This is a genomic window from Oleiagrimonas soli (assembly GCF_000761445.1).
GTDB lineage: Bacteria > Pseudomonadota > Gammaproteobacteria > Xanthomonadales > Rhodanobacteraceae > Oleiagrimonas > Oleiagrimonas soli.
Map to the genome: position 1 here is coordinate 2,834,675 of NZ_KN196470.1, position 11,738 is coordinate 2,846,412.

Annotated in this window: 11 protein-coding genes; 4 read left to right on the forward strand and 7 right to left on the reverse strand. The window is 67.6% G+C overall.

Annotation, left to right across the window (positions count from 1 at the left end; genetic code table 11):
* Positions 1–27 precede the first annotated feature (27 nt).
* The 3 genes from LF63_RS12685 (at position 28) to LF63_RS12695 (ending at position 2,603) form a co-directional block, all read left to right on the forward strand.
* On the forward strand, positions 28–912 hold the full coding sequence (locus LF63_RS12685; protein ID WP_043102338.1) for an aldo/keto reductase: 885 nt from the start codon (positions 28–30) through the stop codon (positions 910–912).
* Positions 913–1,181: 269 nt separating this feature from the next.
* A complete protein-coding gene (locus tag LF63_RS12690; protein WP_043102339.1) occupies positions 1,182–1,622 on the forward strand; it encodes an NfeD family protein in 441 nt (146 codons plus the stop codon).
* 45 nt (positions 1,623–1,667) lie between these two features.
* Positions 1,668–2,603 carry an SPFH domain-containing protein gene (locus LF63_RS12695; RefSeq protein WP_043102341.1) on the forward strand — a complete coding sequence of 312 codons (936 nt, stop codon included), beginning with the start codon at positions 1,668–1,670 and terminating at the stop codon, positions 2,601–2,603.
* Between the two features lie 53 nt (positions 2,604–2,656).
* Here LF63_RS12695 and LF63_RS15910 read toward each other — a convergent pair whose 3' ends face one another.
* The 5 genes from LF63_RS15910 to LF63_RS12720 form a co-directional block, all read right to left on the reverse strand.
* Positions 2,657–3,136 carry a hypothetical protein gene (locus LF63_RS15910; protein ID WP_152569329.1) on the reverse strand — a complete coding sequence of 160 codons (480 nt, stop codon included), beginning with the start codon at positions 3,134–3,136 and terminating at the stop codon, positions 2,657–2,659.
* A 42-nt stretch (positions 3,137–3,178) separates the two neighbouring features.
* A complete protein-coding gene (locus LF63_RS12705; RefSeq protein ID WP_043102345.1) occupies positions 3,179–4,066 on the reverse strand; it encodes an alpha/beta hydrolase in 888 nt (295 codons plus the stop codon).
* Between the two features lie 97 nt (positions 4,067–4,163).
* Positions 4,164–5,294 (reverse strand): oxidoreductase, encoded by a 1,131-nt coding sequence (locus LF63_RS12710; protein ID WP_052395078.1) that lies wholly within the window; start codon positions 5,292–5,294, stop codon positions 4,164–4,166.
* 79 nt (positions 5,295–5,373) lie between these two features.
* A complete protein-coding gene (locus tag LF63_RS12715; RefSeq protein WP_043103879.1) occupies positions 5,374–6,123 on the reverse strand; it encodes a glutaminyl-peptide cyclotransferase in 750 nt (249 codons plus the stop codon).
* A gap of 92 nt (positions 6,124–6,215) precedes the next feature.
* Complete coding sequence (locus tag LF63_RS12720; RefSeq protein ID WP_043102348.1) at positions 6,216–6,827, reverse strand: SAM-dependent methyltransferase; 612 nt, start codon at positions 6,825–6,827, stop codon at positions 6,216–6,218.
* 65 nt (positions 6,828–6,892) lie between these two features.
* Here LF63_RS12720 and LF63_RS12725 point away from each other — a divergent pair, with 65 nt between their 5' ends.
* The gene (locus LF63_RS12725) at positions 6,893–8,773 is read left to right on the forward strand and encodes an ATP-binding cassette domain-containing protein (protein ID WP_043103880.1); all 1,881 of its coding nucleotides are present in this window, start codon (positions 6,893–6,895) and stop codon (positions 8,771–8,773) included.
* Between the two features lie 190 nt (positions 8,774–8,963).
* Here the strand turns inward: LF63_RS12725 and LF63_RS12730 are convergent, their stop codons facing one another.
* Together LF63_RS12730 and LF63_RS12735 are read right to left on the reverse strand one after the other, a co-directional pair.
* A complete protein-coding gene (locus LF63_RS12730; protein WP_052395079.1) occupies positions 8,964–10,289 on the reverse strand; it encodes a sensor histidine kinase in 1,326 nt (441 codons plus the stop codon).
* A 31-nt stretch (positions 10,290–10,320) separates the two neighbouring features.
* Positions 10,321–11,721 carry a sigma-54-dependent transcriptional regulator gene (locus tag LF63_RS12735; RefSeq protein ID WP_043102350.1) on the reverse strand — a complete coding sequence of 467 codons (1,401 nt, stop codon included), beginning with the start codon at positions 11,719–11,721 and terminating at the stop codon, positions 10,321–10,323.
* Positions 11,722–11,738 lie beyond the last annotated feature (17 nt).

An 11,738-nucleotide genomic window follows, 5' to 3' on the forward strand; every position in this document is an offset into this window, starting at 1 on the left:
TCGCATCCGCCGTACCCAGAAATACACATGCATACAGAACACGCTTTACCGCTGCTTTCCCCCATCGTCGCCGGCATGTGGCGCATGGCCGAGTGGAACCTCGACGTCGCCGCGCGCGTGCGCTGGATCGAGCAGGCGCTGGAGCTGGGGATTCATACCTTCGATCACGCCGACATCTACGGCAATCACGAAGTCGAAAGCCTATTCGGCGCCGCGCTGAAAGCAGCGCCCTCGCTGCGCGAGCGCATGCGCATCGTCACCAAGTGCGGCATCCGGCTGACGTCGGCGCAACGCGGCGTGGCCGTGCAGCATTACGACACCTCGCCGGCGCACGTGCGTGCCCAGGTCGAGGCCTCGCTGCGCAAGCTGCACGTCGAGCGCCTGGACCTGGTGCTGATCCATCGCCCGGACTATCTGATGGACGCCACCGCACTGGCCGAGACCTTTGCGGCGCTGACCGACGAGGGCAAGGTCGCGCACTGGGGCGTTTCCAACCACACCGTCGACCAATTCGCCTTGCTCGATGCGCGTCACGCGCTGCGCACCAACCAGGTCGAACTGTCGCCGCTGCACCTTGCCGCGCTCGACGACGGCACCCTGGACCAGGCCCAGCGACTCGGCCGCCGGCCGATGATCTGGTCGCCGCTCGGGGGCGGTCGCCTGTTCACCGGCGAGGATGCACAAGCCGTGCGCGTGCGCGGCGTGATGCAGCCGATGGCCGAACGTCTCGGCGTGTCGCTGGCGACGCTGGCCTACGCCTGGATCTTGCGCCATCCGTCGCGCCCGCATCCGATCACCGGAAGCGGGCGCATCGAAGGTTTGCGCGAGGCCGTCGCCGCGCTCGACGTCACGTTGTCGGCCGAAGACTGGTACACGATCTGGACGGCCAGCACCGGACACCCGGTCCCCTGATCCGAGGGCTGGGACATGCGCCCGCCATGGACGCACATGCGATGCCCGAGCGCTGCGCGAACAGCGTCATCCGTGCACATGCAGCGTGGCCAGAACACGTTGTCGAAAACGCACGCAAACACGCGGCATGCGCCTACCCGGGCAGCGTCGATGTCGCTCCGAATATCCAGCATGCGCGCACGGTTTGCGGTAAAATGCAGGTCTGCCTGATTCCCTAGCAGCGCACCCTCTGAACGCGCCCGCAGAATCGGAGCGAAGGAGGGGATTCCATGAACGCTTCGCAGATCCTCGGCACCGTCCTTCTGGCGGTCGGCGCGATCGTCGCCGTGTCCGAGATGCACACGCTCACCATCTACCTGATTGCCGTCGCGGTCGCCTGTTTCGTCGGCGCCGGCGTGGCCTTTGCCGGCGCGAGTCTGCCGTTGACGCTCGGCGTCGCGGCCGTGGTCGCCGTGCTGGGCATGCCGGTGGCGCACTGGATGCGCGGCCGCCTGCGCAATCACGCGTCCGAGCACGTCACCCACGACGATGTCGGCCGCACCGTGCAGGTCGTCGCGTTCGATCAAGACCACCTGCGCGTGTCCTACCGCGGCACCGCCTGGAATGCGCGCATGCAGGATGCATCCGCCACCACGCCGCATCCTGGCCAGACCCTGCGCATCGTCGCCCGCGAGGGCAACGTGCTGGTGCTGGCCGCCGTCGCCGCCTGAGCGCGGCGCGGCCTTCCACTATCTATCTTCGACAAGGAGAGCTCCATGTCCGTGAGTCTTGTATTCGCCATCGCTCTGGTGGTGATCGCGCTTACCCTCATCAGCCGCGGCCTGCGCATCGTGCCGCAGCAACATGCTTGGGTGGTCGAACGTCTCGGCCGCTTCCATCGCGTGCTGGAACCCGGCCTCAACCTGCTGATCCCGATCGTCGACAACGTCGCCTACAAGTTCGATCTTCGCGAAACGCCGATGGACGTCGAAAAGCAGGTCTGCATCACCAAGGACAACACGCAGATTTCCATCGACGGCGTGCTGTACCTGCAGATCACCGATCCCAAGGCGGCCGCCTACGGCACCTCCGACCCGCTGGCCTCGGTCGAGCAGCTGGCGCAGACCATCATGCGTTCGGACGTCGGCAAGAAACAGCTGGATGAAGTGCTGTCCTCGCGCACCGAACTGAACGAGTCCATCGTCAGCGAACTCGATCGCGCCGCGCTGAACTGGGGCGTCAAGGTGCTGCGCTATGAAATCCGCGACATCAATCCGCCGCAGGAAGTGATCCGCGCGATGGAACTGCAGATCACCGCCGAGCGCCAGAAGCGCGCGCTGATCGCCAAGTCCGAGGGCGAGAAGCAGCAGGCCATCAACGTATCCGAAGGCGAGCGCCAGCAGCAGATCAACCGCGCCGAGGGCACCAAGCGCTCGAAGATCCTGCAGGCCGAGGGCGATGCCCAGGCGGTGACCACGGTCGCCGACGCCACCGCCCGCGCGCTGGCGACGGTCGGCGCCGCACTGCAGCAGTCCGGCGCGCAGGACGCCATGAAGATGCAGGTCGCGCAGGACTTCATCGCCCAGTGGGGCGGCATCGCCAAGGAATCCAACGTGATGATCGTGCCGTCGGACATGGGCGATCTGTCCAAGATCGTCGGCACCGCGTTCAAGATCGTCGACGGCGTGAAACCGAAGGGTGCGGCGAGCTGATTCCCTTCCCCCGCACACCACGAAAAAGGCGCCCGAACTGGGCGCCTTTTTCGTCAGCGGTTGTAGATGCGCTTTTTCAAGGTTCGACCGGAGGCATCGAAGATATAGGTGACCCCCATGTGATCGCTGCGCACCGGAAACAGCAGCACCTTATCGTGGCGGACCGGAAGCAACGTGACCTCGGCCTCCCCGTGCGGGAATTTCCCGTCACGGTTCCGAATTCGGCAACCTTCGGCATGTCCTGCGCATACAGGCGGGCTGCCTGGCGCAGGCCTCGCATCAGCGCCGGCGACAGATCGCAGTTCACGTTCGTGCAAATCGACCATGTTTTGTCTTTGTATGCCCGGATGGGCTGCGCATCCTTGGGCAGCGGGTGACACCACCACATCGTCCTCAATGGACCCGGCCCCGATGGCTGCGTTGCTCGAAGCCGCGTGCTTCGGGCTTTCCTGTGCGCTCGCACGCGACTCGGGAAAGACCCAAACACCGCAGCCACCGCGATGGTACCGCGCGCCATCCACCACTTCGTGCACATACCTGCAACTCCACCACGCCAGCAGCGGCAGCCCATCGACTCACTCGGACGCCGTAGCGTCCTCCGCGAACTGTTCGTCCAGCCATTCGCCCAGCTGTGCGAACACGCGGCTGCGCGCCGGCTCGGCCTCGTTGAAAATCTCGTGATAGAGCCCGCCGAGGATGCGACCGTCCAGCTTCGATGGCGGCGCGGCGGCGATGAAGTCGCGGCTGCCGGAGGCGTCGACCAGATGATCGTCGCCGGCCGCCATCAGCAGCGTCGGTACGCTTAGATCGTCCGCTTCGGCAAGACAGTACGCACCGGCGCGGAAGATGAAATCGGCCAGACGCGGCGTGATGCGGTTGTCGCAGTTCGGGTCCTCACCGTAGAACGCGGCGACCGACGGATCGTGCGACAGATACGCGCGCTTGAGACCGTTGCGCAGCGGCAAATTCGGCGTCATGCCGGTGAGCACGCTCGCCAGACGCTGCATGAAGACCGACTCGTGACTGCGGAACGCCGGCGAGGACAGCACCATCGCGGTGGGTTTGAATCGTCCCTCGAGCACCGCGCGCGCGACGATCAGTCCCCCCATGCTGTGGCCGAACAGCAGCGACGGCGTGTCGAACTCGGCAGCGTAGGCGGCGTACATGGCCGTCAGGTCGTCGAGCAGATCGTCGCCGCGACGCAGCGCCCCGCGCGGCCCTGGCGAGCGACCGTGACCCCGCTGGTCGTAGCTGCACACGTCCCAGCCCCGTCCCGCGAACCAGGCGGCGATGTGCCGGTAGCGACCGCTGTGTTCGCCCAGCCCATGCACCAGCAGCACGCCGCGCCGCGCGGACGGGTCCGCCCAGCGACGCCGGAACAGCGACTGGCCGTCGGCCATGCTTACGTGATCGAACTGCCCCTCCGGCCCCGGCAGCGGATCGGCGCGAAGTGCGTTGGTCATCGGATCGCCCTCTGTGGCTCGACTCGATCATGCTATGCCGCACCGGCCACGCCAACCGTTTCCATCCAAGCGAAGCGGGCACCGCGGACGGCAATGCTCAGTTCGGCACGCTGTGCAAGGCCACGCCCCCCGACTGCACCGGCGGGAAGGCCGCCGCGGCCTGCGCCCATTCGTCCGAACGCAACTCCAGCGCTTCGCTGGTCCCGGCACGCGCGGAGCGGACGCCGGCTTCGAGCACGGCCATCAGCGCCAGCGCCTGGGCCGGCGGCACCGGGTTGGGCGCCTGGCCGCGTATCGCGTCACGCACGCCGGCGTAAAAGCTGCGGTAATCGCCGGCCGGCGCGGGCAGCGTCGTCTCCTCGCCGTTGCCGTCGATCACGCGCAGCGGATCGGGATCGTCGCCCCAGCCCGCCGCGCCCGGCCGCATGCCTTCGCGCAGTTGGCCCTCCTGCCGGTCGGCGCCGTGCTTGCGCAGGCCACCGCGCTCGCCGTGCACGAGATAGCGCGGCGTGCCGCCCGCGACCAGCATGCCGGCCTGCAGCACGACCTGCAGCGCACCGTAATCGAGCACGGCGTGGAACCAGTCGTCGACCACGCTGCCATTGCGCTGCGCCAGCCGATGCAGCGTGATCCGCTCGGGCAGACCGAACAGCACCAGCGCCTGATCGGCCAGGTGCGGGCCGAGATCGAACCACAGACCCGCGCCCGGCACCGCCTGTTCGCGCCAACGCACGCGCACTTCCGGGCGGAAGCGATCGATGCGCGACTCGACATGCACTACACGACCGACGCGACCGGCCGCCACGGCTGCGCGAACGGCCAGGAAATCGCTGTCCCAGCGACGGTTCTGGAACACGGACAGCACGCGCCCGGCGTCCTGCGCCAAACGCGTGACGTGACGAGCCTGGGCCAGATCCAGCACGAACGGCTTGTCCACGACCACATGCTTGCCGGCACGCAGCGCGGCCTCGGCCAGCGATGCGTGCAGCGCGTTCGGCGCGGCGATCACGACCAGATCGACATCCGCGCGCGCGATCAGGCTCGCGGCATCGGGCACGACATCGGCCTGTGGCAGATCGGCCCGCACCTGCGCCGGCTGACTGGACGCCACCACGGCAAGTTCCAGGCCGTCCACCGCCTCGATCAATGGCGCATGGAAGGTGCGGCCGGCGTAGCCGTAACCGATCAGGCCCACGCGCAGCGGGCGATGCGAGCGATCCATACTCATGGCCTGATCGTGCCCGCTTCCGCACACCGAGGCGAGTGCATGGCGCACATCGTCGCATGCGCGGCCACCAAGAAAGCGGTCATCGCGATTGCTTCCGCGGCGCAACCAGCCGAATCTCGAACAGCGTCGGCCAGCACTTGCCGGTGACGAACAATCGGCGATGCTCGGCATCCCAGGCGATGCCGTTGAGTACATCGTCCTCGGGATTGGGCAGCTTGCTCACGTCCAGCAGACCCTTCAACTCGATCCAGCCCACCACATGCCCGGTGGCCGGATCGATGCGCGCGATGCGGCTGGCCTGCCAGATGTTGGCGAACAACTGGCCGTCGACCCACTCCAACTCGTTGAGGTTATGCACCGGCTTGCCGTCGGCGGTGACGTGGATCGTGCCGACCTGCTGCAGCGTGTTGGCGTCCAGCACGCGCAGATCGGGCGTGCCGTCGCTCATGTACAGCCGGTCTTCGTGGCTCGTCAGCGCCCAGCCCTCGCCCGGATAACGAAACAGGCGGATGGGTTTCAGACTGGCGAGGTCATAGACCAACCCGATGTGCTGACGCCAGGTCAGCTGGATCAGGCGATCCTTCCACGCCACGATGCCCTCACCGAAAATCTTCGGCGGCAACAACGTCTGCTGCACCACCTTGCCGCTGCGCAATTCGACCTTGCGCACCGACGAAGCGCCCTCCATGCCGGTGCTCTCGTACAGAAAGCCGTCCCGGTAGAACAGGCCTTCGGTGAAGGCGTTGGTGTCGTGCGGATAGCGGTGCACGATGGTGTAGCCGTAGACCGGAATCGCCGCGTGCAGTGGAGCGGAAAGCATCAGCGCCATCAGCACGGCCCAGCAGCCGACGCCACGACGGAGCGTCTTGCGCAGCGCCGCGGAGACGGACTCGCGCGCCGCCATCCGCCAAGGGCCGACAGTCACGCGCATGCCGCCGCCGGCTTGCGCGCTACCAGATCGATCAGGGCGGACATGCCCTCGTGGCGACCTTCGTGGAGTTCGGCGTCGTAGCTGGCCAGATGTTCGATCTGCAGTCCCGAGAAAGCCTCGCGCAGCATCGGTTCGGTGTACATGTTCTCCGCCTCGGACGGACCGCCGGTGCCGTAGGCCAGCTGCTCGGGACGATAGCCCTGCAGCAGCAGCAGACCGCCCGGCTTCAGCGCGCGCTGCATGTCCGCGAACATCCGCGCGCGGAACGCCGGGTCGGCGAACTGGATGAAGATGCCGGCGATGACGTCGAAGCGCTCGTGGCCGAAATCCCAGTCCGCCAGATCGGCCAACTCGTAGCGCAACTGCACGCCGCGCGCGTCGGCCAGGCGGCGGCTCTTGTCCAGCCCGACCTGCGAACCGTCCACGGCCAGCACGTCCAGTCCCTGTTCGGCCAGCCAGACGCCGTTGCGGCCATCGCCGTCGGCCACCGCCAGCGCCATGCCCTGTGCCGGCAGGCGCGCCTGCTGCGCGACCATGAACGCGCTCGGCGCGGTGCCGAACAGATAGTCGTCGCCGGCGTAGCGTTCGTCCCAATCGACCATGAATGGAATCTCCTCGCGTGGGGGGTCTGCGCATTCTACGCGCCCCGCACCGGTACAATGGCGGCATGTCCCTGATCCAATTGCTCAAGGCCGACTACAGCGTCGGCGGTCCATTGCTGCTCGACGGCATCGACTTCACCCTGGATGCCAACGAGCGCGTGTGCGTGGTCGGGCGCAACGGCGCCGGCAAGTCCACGCTGCTGCGCCTGCTCGACGGCACGATCACGCCCGACGACGGCGAAGTCCGCCGCCAGGACAGCGTGCGCGTGGCGCGGCTGACGCAGGAAGTGCCGCAAGACGCGCACGGCAGCGTGTTCGACGTGGTCGCCGCGGGCCTGGGTGAACTGGGCGCGCAGCTGGCCGCCTTCCACCGCGCCGCGCACGACGGCGACACGGACGCGATGGCCCGCGCCCAGGCGCGCATCGAGGCGGGCCACGGCTGGGACCTGGACACCCGCGTCGGCCAGACCCTGTCGCGCCTGGAACTGGATGGCGACGCCGACTTCGCCGCCCTGTCCGGCGGCATGAAGCGCCGCGTGCTGCTGGCGCAGGCGCTGGTCTGCGCGCCGGACGTGCTGCTGCTGGACGAACCGACCAACCACCTCGACATCGCCGCCATCGACTGGCTGCAGGAATTCCTGCGCGGCTTCGCCGGCAGCATCGTGTTCGTCACCCACGACCGCCGCTTCCTGCGCGAGCTGGCCACGCGCATCGTCGAGATCGACCGCGGCCGCCTCACCGACTGGCCCGGCGACTACGACAACTACCTGCGCCGCCGCGAGGAACGCGCGCACGCCGAGACCCAGGCCAACGCCCTGTTCGACAAGCGCCTGGCGCAGGAAGAAGCGTGGATCCGCCAGGGCATCAAGGCCCGGCGCACCCGCAACGAGGGCCGCGTCCGCGCCCTGAAGGCGATGCGCAACGAACGCGCCGAGCGGCGCGAGAAAACCGGCAGCGCGAAGATGCAGCTGGCCGACGCCCAGGCTTCCGGGCGCAAGGTCGTCGAGGCCAAGGACCTCGCCTTCGGCTACGGCGAGCGCACGCTGGTGAAGGACTTCTCGACCGTGGTCATGCGCGGCGACCGCATAGGCATCATCGGCCCGAACGGCGCCGGCAAGACCACGCTGATCCGCCTGCTGCTCGGCCAGACGCCGCCCGACGCAGGCAGCGTGAAGATCGGCCAGAATCTGGAAATCGCCTACTTCGACCAGTACCGCGCGCGTCTGGACGAGAACCTCAACGCCGCCGACAACGTCGCCGAGGGCCGCGAATTCATCGAACTCAACGGCAAGCGCACCCACATCATGGGCTACCTGCAGGACTTCTTGTTCTCGCCCGAACGCGCCCGCGCGCCGATCACGCGCCTGTCCGGCGGCGAACGCAATCGCCTGCTGCTGGCCAAGCTGTTCGCGCAGCCGTCCAACCTGCTGGTGATGGACGAACCGACCAACGATCTCGACGTCGAGACGCTGGAACTGCTCGAAGACCTGCTGGCCGACTACAAGGGCACCCTGTTGCTGGTCTCGCACGATCGCGAATTTCTCGACAACGTGGTCACCAGCACGCTGGTGCTGGAAGGCGACGGCCGCATCGGCGAGTACGTCGGCGGCTACGCGGACTGGCTGCGCCAGCGTCCCGCCCCGCGCGATGCTCTTGCGGGCGCCAAGCCTTCATCCCGATCGCGTTCGTCTGCAGCCGCACCGGCGCCGTCGTCCCCGACGCCGCCGCGCCGCAAGCTCAGCTACAAGGACCAGCGCGAACTGCAGCAGCTGCCGGCCCGCATCGAGCAACTGGAAAACGACATCGCCGCGCGCACCGAAGCCATGAACGCGCCGGATTTCTATCAACAGGACAGCGACGTCATCGTCGCCGCCAACGAAGCCCTGGCCGACCTGCAGACCGAACTCGAACAAGCCTACGCGCGCTGGGAAGAACTGGAAGGCTGATCCGCCATCATTTGCCGCTGCGGCCATGACAGAAGTAAGAAAAGGACCCAACTCCCCTCGCGGATCATGCGAATCATGAAGTCTTTATAGCTGATTCTCACCGCGTTGCCTCTGTACCTTGTAACCGTCTCGGATCATGTCGAATCCAGCCGCGACGAGACCACCCTCAGCGAAGCAAGCAGGCCGATCCCTACGCACGGGTCACGGCTTGCGCTGACGCCACCGGCAGCCACAGAGTGGCTACCGCGCCCGGCCTATCCTCACGCGTAGTGAGACTCACGCCGCCTTCGTGCGCCTCGGCGATCTGCCGCACCAGCGCCAGGCCGATACCGGAACCGCCCGGTTTGGTGGTGAAGAACGGCACGAACAGGTTGTCGCTGCGCGGCGGGCCCGGACCGTTGTCGATCACCTCGATCAGCACGCGCGCTTCCTCGCAGCGCCAGCGCACGCGTACCTCGGCGCCTGCGGCCGGCGCCGCCTCGGCGGCGTTGCGGATCAGATTGATGAGGGCCTGCTCGATCTGGTCCGGATCGGCATGCACCGTCAGCGCTTCGCCGGGCTCGACCTCCACGGCGCAACGCTGTTGCAGGCGCGCCGCCTTGCCGACTAGTTCGGCCAGATCGACCTCGCGCTTCTGCGGCATCGGCAGCCGCGCCAGGCTGCTGTAGCCGGACAGGAACCGCGAGAGTGCACCGGCACGCTTGCCGATCACCTCCAGCCCGGAGCGGAAGTCCTCGCGCCAGTCGTCCGGCAACGGTTCGCGCGCGGCCAGGCTGGCCAGCGTGTCCGCCATCGACTGGATCGGTGCCAGCGAATTGTTGACCTCGTGACCGAGCACGCGCAGCAGCCGCTGCCAGGCCAGACGCTCCTCTTCGCGCAGCACGCGGCCGACGTCGTTGATGACCAGCAACTGCCCGCCGCGTCCGCCGCTGCGCAATGGCGCGCGACGCACCTCGAAACGCCCGCTGCGTCCCGGAAAGGCGTGCGCCACCGCCTGCGAGGACGGCGCATTGAGCAAGGCGTCCAACCCCAGTTCCTCGGCGCGCAGACCGAACACACGATGCTTGTCCGCATCCAGCAGTTGCTGACCGGCGGGGTTCATCAGGCGCAGGCGGCGGTCCTGGTCGAACACGAACACCGCGCTGTCCAGCGCCGCCAGCGTCTTGCTCAGCAGGTACGAGGATTCCTCGAACGCCAGGCGCTCGTCCTGCAGGCGTTCGGCCAGCCGGTTGACGTCGTCGATCATGTCGCCGAGCACACTGTCCGACGCACCGCGCAGGCTGTAGTCGCCCTGTCGCAACGCCTCGATCAGGCTCGACAGCGTGTACAGCGGGAAGATCGCGCGGCGGCGATGCCAGCGCGCCAGCATCAGCGTCAATACCACTACCGTGGCCAGTACCACGACGGTCCACCGACCCTGTGGCAGCCCGAACACGAACACACCGAGCAGCGCCAGCAAGGCCGGCGCCGCGACCAGCAGACCGCCGTAGAACACGCGCGCCTCGAAACGTGGCATCAGGCCGCGTTGGGACGGTTTCGTTGGCGGCTCAGTCGGCATGCCCCGCAGTATCGCGCAAACCGTGCTTCTCCATGCGCCGATACAGCGTCTGACGGGTGATGCCAAGCGCATCGGCCGCCTGCTGCAGGTTGCCGTCGTGGCGATCCAGTGCGCGACGCACCAGCACCGCCTCGACCTGGTCCAGGGTCATGCCCTCGAAATCCGTGCCAACCCCGGACTCGACCTCCGTCGGTGTGCCGAAGGCCAGCGCCGCGGCGCTGACCTGATCGTGTTCGGCCAGCAGCGCCGCACGCTCCATAAGATGCTGCAGTTCGCGTACGTTTCCGGGCCAGCGCCAGGCCAGCAGCGCGCGTTCGGCGGAAGCGGCCAGATGTAGCGGTTCGCGACCATGCCGCGCGACGCTGCGGGCGAGAAACGCGCGCGCCAGCGGCAGAATGTCATCGCGCCGTTCGCGCAGCGGCGGCAGGCGCACTTCCAGCGTGTTGAGGCGGTACAGCAGGTCCTTGCGGAAACGGCCGGCCGCGACTTCGGCGTCGAGATCGGCGTTGGTCGCCGACACCAGCCGCACGTCCGCCGTCTGCGTGCGCGAGGAACCCAGCCGCTCGAACTCGCCATCCTCGAGCACGCGCAACAATTTGGGTTGCTGCGAAGCGGGCACGTTGCCGACTTCGTCGAGGAACAGCGTGCCGCCGTCGGCCAGCTCGAAACGGCCGATGCGCTCGCCCTTGGCATCGGTGTACGCGCCGCGCACGTGGCCGAACATCTCCGACTCGAACACGCTCTCGGCGATGCCGCCCATGTTGACCTTGACCAGCGAGCGATCCGCGCGCGGCGACAACGCGTGCAGGCGCTGCGCGATGACGCCCTTGCCGGTGCCATTCTCGCCCAGCACCAACACGTTGGCGTCGCTGGCGGCGATGCGCGCGGTCAGATCGAGCACCCGACGCATGGCCGCGGATTCGGCGATCAGCTCGCCGCCCTCCTCGGCGCGAAGCAAGGCGTTCTCAGCTTCCAGCCGACGCTGCCGACGCGCGCTTTCGCCAAGCGCGATCTGCGCGCGCAGCACGCGCATCAGACGCATGTTCTCCCACGGCTTCTCGATGAAGTCGGCCGCGCCCAGACGCATCGCCTCGACCGCCAGCGGCACGTTGCCCCAGGCCGTCATCACGATCACCGGCATCTCCGGCACGTGCTGGCGCAATTGTTCGAGCAGCTCCAGGCCTTCCTCGCCCGAGGTCGTGTCGCGGGTGTAGTTCAGATCGATCAGGGCGGCGTCGAAATCGCGGCGACGCGCCTGTTCCAGCGCCGTCGCCGGGCCGTCGACGCCGACCGCATTCATGCCTTCGGCCTTCAGCAGCATGCGCAATGCTTCGCGCACGTCGGCCTGATCGTCGGCGAGCAGCACGCAGGGGTTCGTCGAGCGCTTCATGACTTCATCCATTTCCG

Excerpts from the sequence above, each read along its gene's own strand:
- LF63_RS12685 (WP_043102338.1), top strand. The coding sequence starts at position 28 with ATGCATACAGAACACGCTTTACCGCTGCTTTCCCCCATCGTCGCCGGC.
- LF63_RS12690 (WP_043102339.1), top strand. The coding sequence starts at position 1,182 with ATGAACGCTTCGCAGATCCTCGGCACCGTCCTTCTGGCGGTCGGCGCG.
- LF63_RS12695 (WP_043102341.1), top strand. The coding sequence starts at position 1,668 with ATGTCCGTGAGTCTTGTATTCGCCATCGCTCTGGTGGTGATCGCGCTT.
- LF63_RS12705 (WP_043102345.1), bottom strand. The coding sequence starts at position 4,066 with ATGACCAACGCACTTCGCGCCGATCCGCTGCCGGGGCCGGAGGGGCAG.
- LF63_RS12710 (WP_052395078.1), bottom strand. The coding sequence starts at position 5,294 with ATGAGTATGGATCGCTCGCATCGCCCGCTGCGCGTGGGCCTGATCGGT.
- LF63_RS12715 (WP_043103879.1), bottom strand. The coding sequence starts at position 6,123 with ATGGCGCTGATGCTTTCCGCTCCACTGCACGCGGCGATTCCGGTCTAC.
- LF63_RS12720 (WP_043102348.1), bottom strand. The coding sequence starts at position 6,827 with ATGGTCGATTGGGACGAACGCTACGCCGGCGACGACTATCTGTTCGGC.
- LF63_RS12725 (WP_043103880.1), top strand. The coding sequence starts at position 6,893 with ATGTCCCTGATCCAATTGCTCAAGGCCGACTACAGCGTCGGCGGTCCA.
- LF63_RS12730 (WP_052395079.1), bottom strand. The coding sequence starts at position 10,289 with ATGCCACGTTTCGAGGCGCGCGTGTTCTACGGCGGTCTGCTGGTCGCG.
- LF63_RS12735 (WP_043102350.1), bottom strand. The coding sequence starts at position 11,721 with ATGAAGCGCTCGACGAACCCCTGCGTGCTGCTCGCCGACGATCAGGCC.